We start from the raw sequence: 18,298 nt of genomic DNA, 5'->3' as shown, positions 1-18,298 counted from the left end.
CTCCCTTGCAGGGTCCGGGGGGATCATCCGTCCCCCGGCCGCCCGGGAGGCTCTCTTGCTCTTTTCTCACGCTTCGTCCCCCGGCCGCCCGGCCGGGCCTGGAGTCATGACAGGGGCGGGGCAGGGCTCCGCCGTAAATCACCAAGGAGTATGGCATGCGTCGTATTGTCTGGATGTGTCTTCTTGCCCTGACCCTGGCTGTTCCGGCCCTGGCCGAACCCCTGACCATTGCCGCCGGGGCCGGCTACAAGAAACCCGTGACTGAACTGGCCAAGGCCTTTGAAACGGCCAGCGGCATGAAGACCGAACTTATTTTCGGCAACATGGGGCAGGTGGCCACCCAGGCCAAAAGCAGCGGGGCTGTTGACGTTATCGTTGGTGAGAAGGGTTTTTTGGAGTCTATGGGCCTGCCCATCGACAGCCTGTCGCCGCTTGGCCGGGGCGTGCTGGTGGTGGCCTGGCCCAAGGGGAACGGCCTTGCCGCGCCGGCCGATATTGCCAAACCGAGTGTGGCCCGGCTGGCCATGCCTGACCCGGCCAAGGCCATCTACGGAAAGGCGGCGAGCCAGTATCTGGAAAAGTCCGGTCTGGACAAGGTGGTTGCCGGCAAGCTCCTGGTGGTCGCCACCGTTCCCCAGGTCACGGCCTACCTGCAAAGCGGCGAGGTGGACGCCGGTTTTGTCAACCGCACCGACGTGTTGGATGCCGGGGCTTCCATCGGCGGCTTTCTGGAAATCGACCCGTCCCAATACGCCCCCATCGAGATCGTGGCCGTAAGCCTCGGCGGGGCCAAAAATACTGCCGGGGCCAAGGCGTTTGCAGCCTTTTTGACCAGTCCCGAGGCTCGGGGCATCATCGGGCGGCACGGCTTGTAGTGGACTGCTTTTGCTCGTGGCAGAAGCCGGACTCCGGCGCGGGCAGGGCCGCTGTACCACCGCTCGTCGTCAGACGGATGCGTATCTGTTTGGGTGAGGGATAATGCCCGAATCCTTTGCAGCGGCAGCGGCCAATCCTGAAGTGGCCTTTTCCATTGTCCTGACGCTTCGGGTCATGGCCGTGGCCCTGCCGCTCCTGTTTCTCATCGGCGTGCCCCTGGGCTATCTGCTGGGCCGGGGACACGGCCGGTTTGTGGCCGTGCTCGATGTGGCGGTTTCCTTGCCCCTGGTCCTGCCGCCCATGGCCGTGGGTTTTTTTCTGTTGTTGCTGCTTGGCCGAAACGGGCTTGTGGGCGGTCCGTTGCGCCAATTGACCGGCGTCGAACTCATCTTCAGTTTCCCGGCGCTGGTGGTGGCCGCCGTGGTCTCCGGGCTGCCGCTTATGGTGCGCCCGGTCCAGGCAGCGGTGCGGGGGGATCTGCTGCTGCTGGTGGAACTGTCCTCGGTGCTTGGCAAGTCCGCGCCAACGACCTTTCTCCGGGTGGTTCTACCCCATTGCCGCAAAAGCGTGGCTGCCGGGATGTTTCTGGCCACGGGCCGGGCCTTGGGCGAGGTCGGCGTGAGCTTGCTTCTTGGCGGGGACATCATCGGGCGCACCAACACGATTTCCCTGGAAATATACAACGCAGTCTTCTCCGGCCAATACGGCCGGGCCGGATTCCTGGCCGGTCTTTTGGCCGGCGTCTCCCTGCTTCTGACCTCTCTGCTCAAACGTACCGGGAAAGGCTGACCGCATCCGCTACAGATCGCCCTCCAAATGACGGTTTGGTGTCGAGCATGGCAAAAAAATAATGCCAGAGCTTGACAATCATTCTCAATTCCATTACCTAGGGGACAGGCAAGGAGAAAGCCATGGCCCCGCTCGGATCGCTTTCCACATTTCCAGTCGGCAGCCGCGTGCGTGTCGAGTCACTGTGCGACTGTCCCGGAGCCAGGGGACGGCTGTGCGCCATGGGCATCACCCCGGGCACGGTGGTGGAGATCACCTCCTGCTGCGGCGGGCCGGTGTGTCTGCGGGCCAGAGGCTGCAGCTTCACGCTGGGCAACGGTCTGGCGCAAAAGGTCTTCGGCCGGCTCGACCGGGGTGAGATTGCGGCAGCCTGATTTTCAGGCGGTCGGATTTGGCGAAGGTTTGGAGGGAGCACTATGGAACAGACGCCCCAGAAGTGCATCGGAATGCGGGAGTTGCAGGTCGGGCAGCGGGCCACGATTTGCAGCGTGGGTGCTGCAGGCGAACTGGGCCGGCGCATTCGCGACATGGGCCTCGTACCGGGGACCGATATTTCCATCATCGGCCGTGCACCGCTTCGCGATCCGGTGGCCTTGCGCCTCAAAGCCTTCACGCTGACGCTTCGCAACAGCGAGGCCGACTTTATCACTGTCACGCCGTTGTAGAGTCCCTGCAGCCGGTGGGCCTCCCCATTTTCCTACGAAAACATGACCGGTCGTCCTTGTGGCGGCCGGTTTTTTTGTATCGTGTCCGCCACGGTCTTCCTCGTGGCCCCTTTTGCCCATTGCCGAGTGGCCTCGGAGTCGGGTACTGCGGCAACAACGTGCGGGTGTGACCGTTTGAAGGCACACCGCCTGGGGAGAATACACCATGGTTCAGGATGCTTCCGATGTCTCCAGAATTGCCGTGGCTCACTTTGCCTCGGGGTGCAACTGCGCCCAGGCCGTGCTGGCCGGTTTTGCCGAGGGCCTGGGACTCGACGTGCCAACGGCCATTCGCCTGGGCACCGGCTTTGGCGTGGGCATGGCCCGGGGCGGGGCCTGCGGGGCTGTTTCAGGCGCGGTGATGGTCCTTGGGCTGGCTGGCGGCGGCGGCGGGCCGGGCGCAGCTGCGGCCAAGGCGGCGACCTATGCCCGGGCCAGGGAATTTTACGACCAGTTCATCGACCGCCATGGATCGTTGATCTGCCGCGACCTGATCGGCCTTGATCCGTCGGTCCCCGAGGGTCTGGAACAGGCCCGCCGGGAGATGCGGTTTGAGACGATATGCGTCAAACTCGTCAGCGATGCCGCCGCCATCCTGGAGATTATGCTGAAAAGCTGAAAGACCGGTGCGGATCACGCCGGTCCGGGAGGCGCTGTCCCGCATTCCGCCGAAACGGCCTGCCGGAAAAGGCGGGGAGGAGGCCTTTCATGACCCAGTGCATTGTCTGGCCGGCCACTGCCGTGCTCTCCACCGGCCAGACGCAGTGCCATGACACGGCAGGCACGTCTGTCCCCTGCCCGGGCAGCGGCCAGGACGCGGCCTTCGCCGCGGCCCGGCCGGAGGGCCGAGGTCCCCGGTTTGCGCTCGCATCCGAAGGGCTGGCCAGGGATCAGGCCACAGGGTTGCTGTGGCCGGTCGATGCCGGTCTGGCGGGCTTTCCCCGGCCCTGGTCCGAAGCCCTGGCCCTGGTTGCCGGCTATGCCCGGGACGGCCTGCTTGGCCGCACGGACTGGCGGCTCCCCAATCGCCGGGAACTGCGCAGCCTCATCTCGTATGGCGCGGCCCGGCCGGCCCTGCCGCCGGGGCATCCCTTCCAACATGTTTTTACCGGCTGGTACTGGAGCGCCACCACGGCCGCCCCGGCTCCGGCCTATGCCTGGTACGTCCATCTGGAAGGCGGGCGGATGTTTTACGGGAAAAAGGACCAGGACTGTCTGGTCTGGCCCGTGGCCGGCCGTTTTCGCCTGCCGCAAACCGGCCAGGAGCGCTGCTACGACAGTCTTGGCCGGGAAGTCCCGTGCGCCGGGACGGGCCAGGACGGTGAGATCCGATCCGGGACGCCGTGGCCCAGTCCGCGTTTCGAGGCCCGGGGAGAGGCTGTCCACGACCGGCTGACCGGCCTTATCTGGGCGGCGCGGGCTGATGGCACCGGCGGGGTGGCTACCTGGGAACAGGCCCTGGCCCATTGCCGCCAACTGGGCGACGGGGGGTGGCGTTTGCCCACGATAAACGAGCTGGAGTCCCTGGTTGACGCCGGGCGCAGCCATCCGGCCCTGCCTGACGGGCATCCGTTTTCCGGCGTCGGCGAGGCCTATTGGTCCTCGACCACCAGCGCCTTTGAAAACAATTGGGCCCACGCCCTCTATCTCCAGAAGGGAGCAGTGGGCGTGGGCATCAAAAGCGCCAGGGAGTTCCTGGTCTGGCCCGTTCGCGGGCCGCTGGCGTAACGAACGCGAGTCTAGAAGCGTTCGAAGGCGTTGTCGTCGGCCTCAAGGTCCAGGGCTATGCCGTTTTTCTTGCCGGCTGCGGGCCGGGGACTCCGGGCTGCGGGGCGGGACGGCCGGCCGGACGCGGCCAGAGCCTTGGGCGCAGCCTGGCGACGGACCATGTTGTCCAGGCGGAAGTAGGAGATGGTATCCTGAAGCTGCAGGGCCTGCCCGGAAAGCTCTTCAGCGGTGGAAGCCATTTCCTCGGAGGCCGAGGCGTTTTGCTGCACCACCTGGTCGAGTTGCTGGATGGCCCGGTTGACCTGCTCGGCCCCGGAATTCTGCTCAACGCTTGAGGCGGTGATTTCCTGAATGAGTTCCGCCGTGCGCTGAATGTCGGGGACGATGCGGGCCAGGAGGTCGCCGGCCTTTTCCGCGATTTCGACGCTGGAGGAAGACAGCTCGCTGATTTCCCCGGCGGCGTTGCCGCTGCGTTCAGCCAGCTTGCGCACTTCGGCCGCCACCACGGCAAAACCCTTGCCGTGTTCCCCGGCCCGGGCCGCCTCGATGGCGGCATTCAAGGCCAGCAAGTTGGTCTGGCGGGCAATTTCTTCGATAATGCCAATTTTTTGGGCGATCTGTTTCATGGCCGACACGGTCTTGGCCACGGCATCGCCGCCGCTTTGGGCATCTTCGGCTGTTTTCAGGGCAATCTGTTCGGTCTGCTTGGCGTTGTCGGCGTTTTGCCGGATATTGGCGGCCATCTCTTCCATGGACGAGGAAATCTCCTCGACGCTGGCGGCCTGTTCCGTAGCCCCCTGGGACAGGCTCTGGGTGGTGGCCGAGAGTTCTTCGGAACCCGAGGCCACGTTTTCGGCCCCGGACTGCACCTCGCCGACCACCTCGCGCAGTTTCTGGATCATATGCCGCAGGGCGGCAGCCAGCGCGCCCACTTCGTCTCTTTGCTCAATATCAATCGTCTGGTTGAGGTCGCCGGCAGCCAGGCCTTCGGCGGCGCGCACGCCGACCAGGATGGGCCGGGTGATCATGCGGGAAATGAAGATGCCAAGCAGCAGGGCTATGACCACGCCAAAGCCGATGCCGGACAGGGAGATGATTCTGGCCCTGGCGGATGCGCTTTCGCCCTCGGCCTGGCCTCTTTCGGCATCGGCCAGAGAGACGGCCATGAGCTTGTCGAGGAGGTCGAAACAGCGGATCTGCTTGTCCCGCACGGTGACCATGGCATCCTGGCGCATCTGGCTATAGATGTCCTCGATGCGGGCCACCTCTTGGTTCATGATGGCGAATTGGGTGATGGTCTGTTCCACGGGATCATGGATCTCTGTGCGAAGAGTGCCGAGAAGCTCTTCGCGCGACGCGTTTTTGGCGGCCTGTTCCTTGAGACGGGCCACTCCATGGTGGAGTTTCTCATGGACCGGGAGCAGATCAGCGATGGCCTTTTTAAACGCCGGGTTGGTTATAGCCCGGCCGGTGGAGCCGAGCCATTTGCCGAAGTTGCATTGCTCGGCGTTGTCGCCGCCGGCCAGAGGCTTGCCGTTCAGGGCCAGATTGTAGGCGTCAGACAACAGCTTGAAGTGGTCCCCGCGAAACAGATCGATCTGTTGGCGCAAGGCCGAAGGGTCGGCGATGTCGGACTTGTCCCACTGGCGGGCCAGATCGAACGTCGTATTGTTGATCTTGACCCATTCCTGCCAGGCCGGGACGAACTCGCGCCACAACCGTTCCGCTTCAGCCGACTTGGGCAGTTTCTCGTATTCGTCCCAGGAGTTGCGATAACTGTCCCGCAACTTGGCGATATTGTCGTACTGGCGTTGGCGATCCTTGGCGTCAAGTCCCGGGATGAGCAGGGAACGCTGGGCGACTCGAACTGCTTCTCCTGCAATTTTAATTGCTTGGAGATCGCGTACAGACGGCAGGTTGACGTCGGTCACTGTTTGGAGGTGATCGGTTACGGTGTTTAGGCCGGAGAGTCCGACCAGACCGACGATGAGTGTGATGACGGCGGTGATCAGAAATCCGCCGACCAATTTGACCCCGAGCTTCAGATTGCGCATGCAGTTACTCCCACGACTTAGGTCCTGGCCCGTACTATCGGCCAAATCAGTGGTTTTCTAAGGGCGTAACTCGGAATTTGTCAAATGGGTCAGGCTATACTCCTGTGTTCCGGGCGTCGGTTCGCGCTTCGCCCCTGATCAGGCCGTCGGCGATTTCCACCACCCGGTCGGCCATGGCCGCGTAGGCCGGTTCGTGGGTGACCATGACCACGCTTATGCCCTCGGTGACGAGTCCCCCAAGGGTGCTTATGATGTGGCGCCCTGTATCGCCGTCGAGGCTGCCGGTCGGTTCGTCGGCAAAGATCAGACGGGGTTCGGTCACCAGCGCCCGGGCAATGGCCACCCGCTGCTGTTCGCCGCCGGAAAGCCGGCCCGGCAGTCGTTCGGCCTTGTCCGCCAGCCCCACCCGGTCCAGACACTCCAGGGCCTTGCGGCGCTTGTCCGCCGAGACCGGGCGAATGGTCGAGAGAAACGGGGCCAGCACGTTTTCAAAGGCCGTCAGGTAGGGGAGCAGGTGGTGCATCTGAAAGACCATGGAAAAATCCGTGGCCCGCAGCCGGTCCCGCTCCCGGGCTGAGAGCGCGGCCACATCCCGGCCCTGGTAGAGCACTTGTCCGGCATCCGGGGTAAGCAGGCTCGACAGGACATTTAACAGGGTGGATTTGCCGGAGCCGGAGCGGCCGACGATGCACACGAACTCCCCGGCCGCGATGCCAAGGGACACGCCGCGAAGGGCCGGGGCGTTGCCGGCATCGGTAGCAAAAGCTTTGACGACGTTGTCTGCGACAAGCATGGTCATATATTCTCCAATGATTACAGCATGACCAGGGCCTGGGACGGCTCGATGCGGGCGGCGGCCAGGGCCGGCGGCAGGGAGGCCAGGCTGGACAGGGCGGCCACGCCGACAAACATGAGCCCAAATTGGATCGGGTCAAAGGCCGGAGCAGCCTGCTCCCCGAGGTCGAGCAGGGCCATGAGTCGGCCGCTGGCGGCAAAGCCCGCCAGATAGCCGATGACGGCGGACACCGCGCCAAGGACCAGGGCTTCGAGGTTCATGAGGAAAAAAACCGCTGCCTGGGAAAACCCCAAGGCCCGCAGCAGCCCGATCTCGTTTTTGCGCTCGTTGACCGAAGAAAATACCGACAGTCCGATCATGACGCAGGCCGTCAGCAAGATGACTCCGGAAACGGCCAGGGCCAGATGCTTGACGAAATCCACGGTCATCATCCGGCTCTTGACCACCTGCTGCATGGCCTTGATGTCGGTCCCGGGCAGCCCGGCCGCGATTTGCGCCGTGATCTCCTCGATGGGGCAGCCCGAGCACAGGGCGGCCACCTCCACGAAATGGACCCGGTTCTCCTTGCCCGCAGCCCCTTGCAGGGCATGGAGATCGGCAAAGAGCAACCGGTCGTCTTCGGAGCCGGTCACGCCGAGCACCCCGGCAACCGTGAAGTCCTTCCCCTCCACCACAATAGTGGACCCGGGAGCAAGTCCCAGGCGGCTGGCCGCTTCAGACCCGGCCAGGAGGGCCGAGGGGTCGCCGGGCAGGCTCCCTGCTGTTGCGTACCAGTGGCTCTTGATCAGCCGCTCCTGGGTGAAATCCACGCCGACCACGCCAACAGGCACATCGGCCACCCGGGTGAGCACCACGAATTTCGGGGCCACGGCGCTTAACCGGTCCTTGTGGTGGATGCCGGTGATGGCGGCCAGGGTTTCGTCTTCTTTGAGGTATTTGATGTCCACGGACACGTCGCCAAGGGTCAGGCCGCCGTAGCCGACCGACAAGGTCTCGGTCTTGGGGCTGACCAGGATGTTGGCCCCATAGGCGGCAAGCTTGGCCTCAAGGCTTTCGCCCACGGCCTTGGACAGTTCGACCAGGGCCGTCACCGAGGCCACGCCGATGGAAAAGACGGCCACCATGAGCAGGGTGCGGGGCAGCTTGCGGCGCAGGTTGCGCAGCGGAATGGTCAGGATATTCACAACACCTCGCTGGAATTGCAGCCAGACGGTTTATGGCCGGCCAAGGCTAAAAGAAAGCGGCTCCGGCCGCGATGTCAGCCACGTTCACCCGGACAGCGTCGCCAGCCACGTGCGAGGCCAGGGGCGAGGGGTTGCAGCCGCCGCGCACGTCGCCAACCATGGTCAGATGGAACTTCCGGCCGCAGTTGATGCACACCATGAAGTCGCCTTCCTGGCGGTAGCCTTTTTTCTCCGGATAACAGACGTCGCAGGCGTCAAGAGCGGTGCGCACCCGGCCATCGGCTGTTTTGACGGCAAAGAAACGGACTTCCTTGCCGCCGGTGGCGACCGCATAAAAATGGGCCTTGCCGTCCTGCAAGTCGGCCAGGGGAAAGCTCACTGCCCCGTCGGCCGGGGTCAGGCTGGTCGGGCCGGAAAACAGGCCGAGCAGGGCGTGGCTCGGTTGGGCCAAGGTCAGAAGGAAGGCCAGGGTCAGGCAGGCGCAGGCGATACGCGTCAGATAATCCGGAGTTTTAACGGACATGGGGAGTTCCTTGTAGGGGGCTGCGGTCCGGGTTGGACCGGCCAGGGGTAAAGATGACCAGGCCGGTAGGCTTTTGGCCTGCAAGCAACGGGTGTGCCAAGAGGCCCGGTCCGGCCGAAATGTCCGGCAACCGACCGGGAGCGCTTGGAACGGGCCATGCACAGCTCCGGTCTGGTCCGGCATCCAGGGATGTTCAGGTCTTGTCGTGTATGATTTATAGACAGTGTCAGTGGCGAGGCGTATAAAAAAATGACGCAGTGTTTCGTTTCTATCCACCAGCCGCCGGAAAGGCGCGGGCAGGCGAAGGCGTGTTGCAGCTAATCAAACGATGGTCGTTTCGCGGCGGTGGTTCCCCGCTGCTGTTTCTTGGTGCCGCCGGCATTCTGGCGGCTGTGGTGACGGTCATGGCCGTCATCGATATCGGCCGGGAAAAGCAATATGTGACCGAGCTTTTACTGGAAAAGGGCGCTGCCCTCATCAAGGCCTTCGAGGCCGGAACCCGGACCGGGATGCGCGGGGCCTTTGGCGCGGAGGTCCGCCTGCAGCACCTGCTTGAGGAAACCGCCAACCAACCCGGCATCTTCTATCTCGCCGTCACGGACGAGCGCGGCCGTATTCTGGCCCACAGTGATGCCTCGCGCATCGGCCAGACGCTTTTTTCGCCTGAGGCCATGGCCGATCTGGCTCCGGACATCACGGAGAAGTGGCGGCTGGCCCAGGAGGAAGAGGACGGACGGCGTTCGCTTTTGGTCTATCGGCGCTTCGTCCCTTCGGCCATGGGCCGGGGGCCGCACGGTTTGAGAGCCCACCCTCCGATGGAGGACCGGGATTTCCTGTGCACCGACGACTGCGACGCCAAGGGGATGCCCCGGCCGCTTCGGGGCGTGCCGCTGGATATTTTCGTGGGCCTGGACGTGGCTCCCATCGAGGCTGCCCGTCGGGCCGACCTCTACAACATGCTGGTGACGGCCTCGGTGGTGCTCATTCTCGGCCTTGGCGGGGTCCTGGGCCTGTTTCTGGCCCAGAGCTACCGGGCCCAGCGTCGGGCCTTGCGACAGACCACGGCCCTGGCTTCGGAAGTGGTGGCGTCCATGCCGGCGGGGTTGGTCCTGGTCGGGCCTGACGGCCGGGTGGCCATGGCCAATGGCGCGGCCGAGAGTCTGGCCGGCGTGGCCCAGGGCGGGCTGATCGGTCGGGAGGCGTCTGCGGTGCTGCCGCCGGAGGTGCTTAAAAATCCGCCGACTGATGAGCGCGAAATGGAGATTTCCCTGGCCGGCGGCCCGGTTGTGGCCCACGGGGTATCGGTTTCGGCCGTACGCACCGATGAGGGGACGCCGGTGGGGTCCCTTGTCGTGCTGCGCGACCTGCGCGAGGTCCGCCGCCTGGAAGCCGAGGTGCGACGCCGGGAGAAGCTTGCCGCCGTGGGCAATCTGGCCGCCGGGGTGGCCCATGAGATCAGAAATCCCCTCAGCTCCATCCGGGGCTATGCCGCCTATTTCGGGGCCAAGTTCGCCCCGGGCAGCGAGGACCGCCAAGCCGCCGAGATCATGGTGCGCGAGGTGGACCGGCTCAATCGCGTCATCTCGGAACTGATCGAATTCGCCCGCCCCTCAGACCTCAAACGCCGGCCGGTGCGGCTGTCCGATCTGGCCGGCCACGCCGCCCGCCTCATCCGGCCAGACGCCCTGGCCCGGGGCGTGGCCATCACCCAGGAGTCGTCCGGTGGTGACCCGGAGGTCCTGGCCGATCCCGACCGGCTGGCCCAGGCGGTCCTCAACCTGTGCCTCAACGCCGTCCAGGCCATGGACACCGGCGGCGTCATGGGGCTTGGCGTCGGGGTGGCGGCCGACGGCCGGGCCTATCTGGAAGTGACGGACACCGGCAGCGGCATTGATCCGGCTGACCGGGATCGGATATTTGATCCCTACTTCACCAGTAAAGCCCAGGGCACGGGCCTGGGACTGCCCATCGCCCACAAGATCGTGGCAGCCCATGGCGGTGAAATCCGGCTGACGGCCCGGCCTCAGGGCGGCACATCGGCCATGGTGCTGCTGCCGGTGGCCGGGGACGGCGCCGGGCAAAACGCGGAGGACAGCGATGCTGGCGAATATATTGGTGGTTGACGACGACAACGGGCATTTGTCCATGCTGCGCACGGTGCTCACTGGCTGGGGCTACGGCGTGGCCGGGGCCGGCGATGGGGCCGCGGCCGTGGCCATGGTCCGGGAAAAGCCCTTTGACGCGGTGCTCCTTGACGTGCGCATGGCCGGTATGGGCGGCATGGAGGCCCTGGCCCGGATCAAGGAATACAATCCGGCCGTGCCGGTGCTGATCATGACCGCCTATTCCTCGGTGGAAACGGCTGTCTCGGCCCTCAAGTCAGGGGCCTATGACTACCTGACCAAGCCCCTTGACCTGGACGTGTTGCGCCTGACCCTGGAGCGCGCCCTGGATCACGTGCGTCTGGCCCGGGAAAACGTCAGCCTGCGCCAGAAGCTTGGCCCGGGGGCCGGCGGGCCGGAAATCATCGGCACAAGCCCGGCCATCCGCGAACTGTTTTCCATGATCGCCATGGTGGCTCCGACCGAGGCCACGGTGCTGGTGACCGGGGAATCCGGCACGGGCAAGGAGCTGGTGGCCAAGGCCCTGCACAGCGGCAGCCCCCGGGCCAGTGGGCCGCTGGTGGCCGTCAACTGCGCCGCCTTGACGGAAACTCTGCTGGAATCGGAGCTTTTCGGCCACGAAAAGGGGGCCTTACCGGAGCCGAGCGCCGGCGGGAAGGCCGCTTCATGGCCGCCAACAAAGGCTCGATCTTTCTCGATGAGATTGGCGAGGTCGCCCCGGCCATCCAGGCCAAGCTCTTGCGCGTCATTCAGGAGCGCGAGATCGAGCGGGTGGGCGGCGACCGGCCCATCGGCGTGGACGTGCGCATCCTGGCCGCGACCAACCGGGACCTGAAAAAAGAGGTGGAAGCCGGCCGGTTTCGCGAAGATCTCTATTACCGCTTAAACGTCGTCAGCCTGACCGTGCCGCCGCTGCGCGACCGGGTGCAGGACATCCCGCTTCTGGCCCAGCATTTCCTCACGCGCTTTGCCGAAAAAAACCGCAAACGCATCAAGGGCTTTACACCGGCGGCCATGGACCAGCTGCTGCGCTGCCCCTGGCCGGGCAATGTCCGGGAACTGGAAAACGCGGTGGAGCGGGCGGTCATTTTGTCGGTTGGCGAATACGTCACCGAGCGGGAACTGCCCCTGGCCGGCCTGCGGGACACGGCTGCCGGCCATGCCGCCCCGTCACCGGGGCTGGCCGGGACGGTCGGGCCATCCGATCTGGCCGGGTTGGCCGGGATGCCCCTTGACGACGTGGAGCGCGAAGTCATCCTGGCCACCCTGCGCGATACCGGCGGCAACAAAAGCGAAGCCGCCCGGGTGCTTGGCATCACCAGGGCGACGTTGCACAAAAAACTCAAAAAATACGGCGAAGAGTAGGCGCGTTTTCCCGGCGGGAAGGCTGCGGGACGGGGTCAGCGTTTGACCGGCAGGCGCAGCGTCTGGCCGATGCTCAGGCGTCTGGAGTCTGCTCCGGGATTGACGGCAGCGATGTCGTCGGGGTCAAGGCCCATGCGCTTGCCAATGGTGAGAAAGGTGTCGCCGCTTCGCACGGCATAGGTCTTCTTGCTCGGCCGGACCTTGGTTTTGGCAGCAGGTTCCCGCGCCGGCTGATGGCGCGGTTCATCGGCCACGGCGCGCATATCCCGGGCCTGGGCGCGCAGTTCCTTGATCCCGGCGCTTGGCGGCAACTGCTCCGGCGCAGCCAGGGCTTCCAGGACGACGCCGGCCAGCAGCCTGGAGCCGGTATCGGTCAGATGCACGCCATCGGCGGTGCGAAGGGGCACGGCGTCGCCGGTGGCCACATCCCGGGCGTGGCGGGTGAAGCGGCCCTCAGGGTCGGAAAAAGCGGCTTCGGTGCTGATGAAGCGGCAGCCCGCTGCCGCACACATGGCAGCCAGGGCGGCGTTGACCTGTTTGACCCCGGCAGCCAGCGAACCCTCGCCCATGGACGGGACGCCCACCCAGGCGATGGCCACGGCCGGGTTGGCCTGACGGCAGATGTCCACCAGTTCCCGGGCCTTGGCGGCATAGGCGTCGACCCAACCGGGATTTTCGAAATAGACCCGGCTGCCGTCAGAAGCGGCTATCGGCATCACGTCGTTGGCTCCGATCATGATGATGGCCACATCCGGCGGATTTTTGGCGGCCAGTTCCTTGAGACGGGCCGGCCAGTCCAGGAGGTCCGGCCGGGTCAGCCCGGTCGAGCGCATGCCATCCCGGGTGAAATCGAGGCCGGGCACGCCGGCCAGGGCGTGTTCGAGCTGTTCGCCAAGGCTTATAGACAGGGAATCGCCGATTACCAGGACACGTTTGACTGCCGCCAGCCGACTCCCTGCAGCATCCGGGGGCACAACGGCCCGGGCCGGGGCGGTTGCCGGGGCGGCGGCAGGCGGTGTGACTTTTGGCGGATCATCCTGGCCGCAGGCCGTGCCGAGCAGGCAGGCCAGGGCGGCCAGGGTTGCCGTCGCGAACAGGCGTCCCGGCCGCCCCGGCCGGGACGATGCCCCGGCCCCAGTCGTCGGACCGGTTGGCGGAAAGGGTGCTTGGGGCAGATCGGTCATGCGGTTTGCGCCGGCAGGGACCGGGCTGCCCAAGAGGAGGGCGGCACAGTGGTGCGCGTCATTGGGGCTTTCCTGCGGCGGCCTGTTTTTTGGGTGAAATCTCCATATCCCGGGCCAGGGTCGTCAGGAAGGTCTGGGCCAGGATATCGCCGCCGGCCACGGTGAAGTGGACCTTGTCGTTGGCCCGAACCTTGATCTTCACACCCTTTTCGTTGGCCAAAAAGGTGGAGTAGTTGCCCTGGTCGTCGGCCAGAAGGCTCCAGGTGTCGAGATAACGGCTGTTTTTGAACTTGGCGCACTCGGCCATGACGATGTCGTTCATGATCTGGACCTGCCGGGCATAGGGCGCATCACCCATGACCGGAAGGCCGATCCAGTAGTTTCGGATATTTTTTTCCTGCAGGGCGGAAAGGAAATCCTCGACCCGCATGGAAAAGACTTCCGGCCAGGTCTTGTTGGGGCTTCCCGGCGGCCGGGGCTTCTCATTGACATTGATGTATTTGGCGTCGTTGGCTCCCATCATGATCACCACGACATCGGGCTTGTACTTGTCCAGAAAGACACGAAGGGCCTTGCCCCAGTCGTAGTACTTGGGATTGGCCAAGCCGCTTGAGACCTTGCCTTCCTCGATAAGTTCCACGCTGTCGAGTTCGGCCACGCTGCGCCGCAGGGACAGGGACAGGCCGATGGCCAGGGAGTCGCCGACCACCAGTATCTTGCGCGGGGCCGGGGCTTTGCCCTGGGTCAGGGTCTGTCCGGACAGACCCGGGTCGGGCGCAGCAGCCTTGATGCCGGTGGCGGGAGCCGGACCGGCTTCATCCCCTGGTTCGGCCAGGGGGGACCTTGGCGGGGACAGGACGGCCAGCAGGCTGTCGGCGTCAATAGGCTCGTCGGGCTTCAGCAGTGGCTGGTTGGGATCAAGGCGTTCGCGCAGGGCCGCTTCCGCCGCGTCCGAGGCCGGCTCTTCACGGCAGGCCAGATTGTTTTTATAGGTCTCATCGTAATAGACGGCCATGGCGCAGTCGAGTTGCCGCCAGGAAGCCGCCAGTCCGGTTTCACGCCAAAGATTGCGCACCCGGCGCACCTGCCGGGCCGTTTCCGAGGCCGGTCCATCGGCCAGACGGTCGTCCACCCAGACCGACACCTTCTCGATGTTGGCCAGCATGGTTACGACCAAGGCTATCAAGTAAACAAGGCAGGCTTTTTTCCAGCTCATGGGTTTCGACGTATCCGGGCGTTAGGGGCGAAGTCGGAGGGCCGTCAGGGCGCGGCCGTCAGGCCCGTGACGATGCGGTCGGTAAGAAGCTTGCAGCCGGCCGCGCTGAAATGCACGCCGTCCTTGCCGCGAAGCGACACGGCTTTGCCGCCGACAGGCTTTTTGGCCGAAAAATTGCCGGCATTGTCCGCGAAAAGGTCCCAGGAGTCGATGAACCGGCAGCCTTTGGCCGTGAGGCAGGCTGAACGCATGGCCTCGTTGGCGGTCCAGGCCTTCTGGCTGAAGGTCTTCTCCCGCATGGGCGGCAGGCCGACCCAGACGACCGAGACTTTGTGATTGGCGGCAATGGACAGGAACCGGGCCGCCTTGGCCTGGAAATCCTTGGACCACTCCGGGGTGCCCTTGCCGTTTTTGGCGTCGTTGCCGCCAAGCATGACCACCAGGGCTTCGGGTTTTTCCTCGGTCAGAAATTCGCCCAGGGCCTTTTCCCAATCGTAGAATTTCGGGGTGTTGAGTCCGCTTGAAACCTTGCCCCGGCTGGCCAGGGCCACCGGACCGCGCGGTTTGAGGGATTGTTCCATGGTCATGCCCAGGCCCACGGCAAAGGAATCGCCGACAATAAGGACCTTTTTCGGGGCACAGGCCGCCTGGGCCGAAGCGGCCAGGGACCCGGCCGTGGCCGTTGGTTGGGTCGAAGTGTCCGTAGCGGCCACGTCGGCCGGCGCAGCCTTGGACTGTTTTTTGGCCCAGGCGTGTGCCGGCAGAAAACAGGGTGCGGCCAGGACGCAAACCAGTGTTGCGGCGGACAGGACGGACTGCAGGGTATGGGTGGTGCGCCCGCCGAAAGGACGAGCCGAAGAATATCGCATCCGCTGCGGTATAGACGCGGCCTGCTGGTTTGTCCAGACGCAGGGAGGGGCCGTCCCGGGCCGGCCCCAAGCTCCCCGCGCCTGGGCGGCTAATTGAGATACCGGGTGGAAACCCAGCCTTCCTGGCCACGGGCGTAAGCCCAGACGTGGGTCCAGCCGCCTTCCTGGCCAAGCACCTGCACCTGTTCGCCGGCACTGAGCGAATTGATGATGCCGCACTTGGTGGAGCCGCACGAGCGCAGGCTCAGGCCATCGGTGTTGACCACGGCAAAGACGCCGTCAGCCGGGACCACCACGCCCGTGGGCAGGGGGAGGCAGCCATAGCCCGACGCAAAATAATAGCCTTCCGGGCAGGCCGGCTGCGGCACGTAGACGGTCGGCCTGGCAGCCACCACACATCCGGAAACAGCCACGAGCATTGTGAGTCCGAGCAACAAACAAAGTCCACGCATTGCCTTCATGAAATATCCTCCCGCCGTTAGGGCCGCGCTCGCCCGGGCCTGCCGTCCGAGACCGCCACTGCGGGCGGTCGGGACGGGAAAAGAGTACCTACCATGCCCTATCTATCACCCGAAGCGAGGCCCGGTCAACGCGCTGGAGCGGGAGACGTCCGCACACCGTCCGGCGCTTTACAAGTTCATGGTTTGGAGAGTAACGTCCCCTTTTTTACCAATTCTGGGAAGTCGCTCCGCAAGGATACTGCCATGCCCCATCATTTGCTCACGCTTTTGGATTTCACCCCCGAGGAGGCCGGCCGCATCCTCGATCGCGCCGCCGCCATGAAGGCTGCAGACTACCGCAGCAAGCTCCTCGATGGCAAAACCTGCATCCTTATTTTCGAAAAAGCCTCCACCCGCACCCGTGTCTCCTTCGAGGTGGCCGTGCGCCATCTCGGCGGCTGGCCGCTTTTCATGACCCAAAACGACTCCCAGCTCGGTCGCGACGAACCCATCCGCGACACCGCCCGGGTGCTGTCGCGCTACGCCGACTGCCTGATCGTGCGCACCTTTGGCCATGACAAGCTCGAAGACCTGGCCAACTACGGCAGTATTCCGGTAGTCAACGCTTTGTCTGACGCCTACCATCCCTGCCAGATCATGGCCGATCTGCTCACCATGCGTGAACACTCCGGCCGTCTCGACGGCCTGAAGCTGGCCTATGTCGGCGACGGCAACAACATTGCCCATTCGCTTATTAACGCCGCCGCCCGTTTCCCGATCAAGGTGGCCGTGGCTTCGCCGGCCGGCTATGAGCCAAGCGCCGCCGTGGTGGCCAAGGCCAGGGAGCAGGGGGCCGACGTCACGGTCGTGGCCGATCCGGCCGAGGCTGCTGCCGGGGCAAACTATCTCTATACCGACGTCTGGGCCTCCATGGGCCAGGAAGCCGAACACGCCGCACGGGTCAAGATTTTCGCCGGCTATCAGATAAATGACGCCCTGTTGGCCAAGGCCGCGCCCGGAGCCAAGGTGCTCCACTGCCTGCCGGCCCACCGGGGCGAGGAAATTACCGACGCCGTCATTGAGGGGCCGGCCTCCATTGTCTGGGACGAGGCCGAAAACCGGTTGCATGTCCAAAAAGCCATCCTCGAATGGATTTTCACCCAGGGCAACTAGCCCAATGACAAGGAACACCGTCATGAGCAGCATCAAGAAAGTGGTTCTCGCCTACTCCGGCGGCCTCGATACCTCGGTCATCCTCAAATGGATCAAAAAGACCTACGACTGCGACGTGGTCACGGTCACCTGCGACCTCGGCCAGGAAGAGGAACTCGACGGCCTGGAAGACAAGGCGATGCGCACCGGCGCGACCAAGGCCTACATTGACGACCTGCGCGAGGAATTCGCCAAGGACTTCATCTTCCCCATGCTGCGGGCCGGAGCCGTCTATGAAGGCCGCTATCTGCTTGGCACCTCCATCGCCCGGCCGCTTATCGCCAAGCGGCTGGTGGAAGTGGCCCGGGCCGAGGGCGCCCAGGCCGTGGCCCACGGCGCGACCGGCAAGGGCAACGACCAGGTGCGCTTTGAACTGACCACCGGCGTCCTGGCCCCGGACCTGCGCACCATCGCCCCCTGGCGCGAGTGGGACTTTGCCTCGCGCACGGATTTGCTCAATTTCGCCAAGGACAACGGCATTCCCGTACCCTCGGACAAGAAGGGCTCGGACCACAGCATGGACCGCAACCTCATGCACTTGAGTTTTGAGGGCAGCGAACTGGAAGACCCCTGGAACGAGCCGAGCGCCGACACCTATCTGCTCACCGTGCCCGTGGAAAAAGCCCCTGACGTGGCCGATGTCATTACCATCGACTTTGAACACGGCGATCCCGTGGCCATTGACGGCGAGAAGCTCTCTCCGGCTGCACTCATCAAAAAACTCAATACCTTGGGCGGCAAGCACGGCATCGGCCGCATCGACATGGTGGAAAACCGTTTCGTCGGCATGAAGTCGCGCGGCATCTACGAAACCCCGGGCTGCACCATCCTGCATGTGGCCCACCGCGATCTCGAAGGCATTTGCCTGGACCGCGAAGTCATGCACCTGCGCGACGGCCTTGTCCCCAAATACGCCGAGATGGTCTACAACGGCTTCTGGTATGCCCCGGAACGCAAGGCTCTCCAAGCCATGATCGATCAGGCCCAGGAGCGCGTCACCGGCACGGTGCGGGTCAAGCTCTACAAAGGACAGGCCTATCCGCTGGGCCGCAAATCGCCCAACAGCCTGTACAATCCCAAGCTGGCCACCTTCGAGAAAGATGAAGTCTACAATCAGGCCGACGCCACGGGCTTTATCCGCCTCGTTGGCCTGCGCCTGCGCGGCCTTGGTCAGTAGCGTAGTAGGGAAGAGAAAGAGAATCAGGGGCGCTGCCCCTGCACCCCGCCGGGGGGAT

The 18,298-nt window shown here is 64.5% G+C and carries 17 protein-coding genes and 1 pseudogene; 10 read left to right on the top strand and 8 right to left on the bottom strand.

All coding sequences use genetic code 11. From position 1 onward, the window contains the following. The first annotated feature begins 155 nt into the window (after positions 1-155). From modA to DVDV_RS17280, 6 genes are all read left to right on the top strand, one after another. A complete protein-coding gene (modA, locus tag DVDV_RS17305; protein ID WP_075355872.1) occupies positions 156-875 on the top strand; it encodes a molybdate ABC transporter substrate-binding protein in 720 nt (239 codons plus the stop codon). A 100-nt stretch (positions 876-975) separates the two neighbouring features. Further along, positions 976-1,665, top strand: coding sequence for a molybdenum ABC transporter permease (locus DVDV_RS17300; RefSeq protein WP_083634815.1), 690 nt, complete (start codon positions 976-978; stop codon positions 1,663-1,665). A gap of 122 nt (positions 1,666-1,787) precedes the next feature. Then, complete coding sequence (locus DVDV_RS17295) at positions 1,788-2,039, top strand: FeoA family protein (RefSeq protein ID WP_075355870.1); 252 nt, start codon at positions 1,788-1,790, stop codon at positions 2,037-2,039. A 42-nt stretch (positions 2,040-2,081) separates the two neighbouring features. Continuing rightward, positions 2,082-2,330 carry a FeoA family protein gene (locus tag DVDV_RS17290; protein ID WP_075355869.1) on the top strand — a complete coding sequence of 83 codons (249 nt, stop codon included), beginning with the start codon at positions 2,082-2,084 and terminating at the stop codon, positions 2,328-2,330. A 205-nt stretch (positions 2,331-2,535) separates the two neighbouring features. Continuing rightward, entirely contained in the window at positions 2,536-2,988 is a 453-nt protein-coding gene (locus tag DVDV_RS17285) for a C-GCAxxG-C-C family protein (RefSeq protein WP_075355868.1), read from the top strand. A gap of 89 nt (positions 2,989-3,077) precedes the next feature. Beyond that, entirely contained in the window at positions 3,078-4,097 is a 1,020-nt protein-coding gene (locus DVDV_RS17280; protein WP_075355867.1) for a DUF1566 domain-containing protein, read from the top strand. Between the two features lie 11 nt (positions 4,098-4,108). Here the strand turns inward: DVDV_RS17280 and DVDV_RS17275 are convergent, their stop codons facing one another. From DVDV_RS17275 to DVDV_RS17260, 4 genes are all read right to left on the bottom strand, one after another. Next, a complete protein-coding gene (locus tag DVDV_RS17275) occupies positions 4,109-6,151 on the bottom strand; it encodes a methyl-accepting chemotaxis protein (protein ID WP_075355866.1) in 2,043 nt (680 codons plus the stop codon). Positions 6,152-6,245: 94 nt separating this feature from the next. Continuing rightward, positions 6,246-6,944, bottom strand: a complete 699-nt coding sequence (locus DVDV_RS17270) for an ABC transporter ATP-binding protein (RefSeq protein WP_075355875.1) — start codon at positions 6,942-6,944, stop codon at positions 6,246-6,248. Positions 6,945-6,964: 20 nt separating this feature from the next. Next, positions 6,965-8,131 carry an ABC transporter permease gene (locus DVDV_RS17265; RefSeq protein WP_075355865.1) on the bottom strand — a complete coding sequence of 389 codons (1,167 nt, stop codon included), beginning with the start codon at positions 8,129-8,131 and terminating at the stop codon, positions 6,965-6,967. 46 nt (positions 8,132-8,177) lie between these two features. Beyond that, positions 8,178-8,654: a DUF2318 domain-containing protein gene (locus DVDV_RS17260; RefSeq protein WP_075355864.1), complete on the bottom strand. Its 477-nt coding sequence runs from the start codon at positions 8,652-8,654 to the stop codon at positions 8,178-8,180. 311 nt (positions 8,655-8,965) lie between these two features. Here DVDV_RS17260 and DVDV_RS17255 point away from each other — a divergent pair, with 311 nt between their 5' ends. Together DVDV_RS17255 and DVDV_RS17250 are read left to right on the top strand one after the other, a co-directional pair. Next, positions 8,966-10,777 (top strand): ATP-binding protein, encoded by a 1,812-nt coding sequence (locus DVDV_RS17255; RefSeq protein WP_075355874.1) that lies wholly within the window; start codon positions 8,966-8,968, stop codon positions 10,775-10,777. Next, positions 10,752-12,142 (top strand): annotated as a pseudogene (locus tag DVDV_RS17250) (sigma-54-dependent transcriptional regulator). Before DVDV_RS17255 ends, DVDV_RS17250 begins: the two are co-directional and overlap by 26 nt. 35 nt (positions 12,143-12,177) lie before the next feature. Here DVDV_RS17250 and DVDV_RS17245 read toward each other — a convergent pair. The 4 genes from DVDV_RS17245 to DVDV_RS17230 all read right to left on the bottom strand — a co-directional run bounded on the left by DVDV_RS17245 (position 12,178) and on the right by DVDV_RS17230 (position 15,845). Next, complete coding sequence (locus DVDV_RS17245) at positions 12,178-13,326, bottom strand: DUF459 domain-containing protein (RefSeq protein WP_083634814.1); 1,149 nt, start codon at positions 13,324-13,326, stop codon at positions 12,178-12,180. 58 nt (positions 13,327-13,384) lie between these two features. Continuing rightward, on the bottom strand, positions 13,385-14,542 hold the full coding sequence (locus tag DVDV_RS17240; protein ID WP_075355863.1) for a DUF459 domain-containing protein: 1,158 nt from the start codon (positions 14,540-14,542) through the stop codon (positions 13,385-13,387). 44 nt (positions 14,543-14,586) lie between these two features. Further along, positions 14,587-15,411, bottom strand: coding sequence for a GDSL-type esterase/lipase family protein (locus tag DVDV_RS17235; RefSeq protein WP_075355862.1), 825 nt, complete (start codon positions 15,409-15,411; stop codon positions 14,587-14,589). Between the two features lie 89 nt (positions 15,412-15,500). Continuing rightward, a complete protein-coding gene (locus DVDV_RS17230) occupies positions 15,501-15,845 on the bottom strand; it encodes an SH3 domain-containing protein (protein ID WP_254845431.1) in 345 nt (114 codons plus the stop codon). 270 nt (positions 15,846-16,115) lie between these two features. On the opposite strand from DVDV_RS17230, the gene argF reads away from it, so the two are divergent. Together argF and DVDV_RS17220 are read left to right on the top strand one after the other, a co-directional pair. Further along, positions 16,116-17,024, top strand: coding sequence for an ornithine carbamoyltransferase (gene argF, locus DVDV_RS17225; protein WP_075355860.1), 909 nt, complete (start codon positions 16,116-16,118; stop codon positions 17,022-17,024). A gap of 22 nt (positions 17,025-17,046) precedes the next feature. Then, the gene (locus DVDV_RS17220) at positions 17,047-18,240 is read left to right on the top strand and encodes an argininosuccinate synthase (protein WP_075355859.1); all 1,194 of its coding nucleotides are present in this window, start codon (positions 17,047-17,049) and stop codon (positions 18,238-18,240) included. Positions 18,241-18,298 lie beyond the last annotated feature (58 nt).

Origin of the sequence: Desulfovibrio sp. DV (genome assembly GCF_001936595.1) — a bacterium.
Lineage (GTDB): Bacteria > Desulfobacterota > Desulfovibrionia > Desulfovibrionales > Desulfovibrionaceae > Solidesulfovibrio.
This window is presented reverse-complemented; position numbering and strand designations above follow the sequence as displayed.